A 318-nucleotide genomic window follows, 5' to 3' on the forward strand; every position below is an offset into this window, starting at 1 on the left:
TCCTGGAGGAGCTTCTGGGCCTGCGGGTCACCCGGGCCGAGGTGAGCATCCTCGCCCGGACGGCGGAAGCCGAGGAGGCCGAGCTGCTGGCACTGCCGGAAAGGAGCCCGGTGCTGGTCATGGAGCGGGTTTCGTACTCGGCGGAAGGAGCGGCGCTGGAGTGCTCCCGGTTCAGCATCCGGCCCGAGAACTACCGCTTTAGCCTGAGCGTACAGGGGCCACTCGCCATCACCCGCAAAATCCAGGAGGTGGCGCCGGCGCGCCCAACTTCAAGCGCATCTCAACACCGACGAAAGAAATAGGAGACCAACACCATGC

General features: G+C 65.7%; 1 protein-coding gene. It reads left to right on the forward strand.

The features are described from left to right. The coding region (locus ACTFO6_RS18280) for a UTRA domain-containing protein (RefSeq protein WP_439935807.1) at positions 1 to 302 on the forward strand (302 nt) is incomplete at its 5' end. Between the last annotated feature and the right edge of the window lie 16 nt (positions 303 to 318).

This window comes from Pelomicrobium sp. G1 (assembly GCF_051905455.1).
Classification (GTDB): Bacteria; Pseudomonadota; Gammaproteobacteria; order Burkholderiales; family UBA6910; genus Pelomicrobium.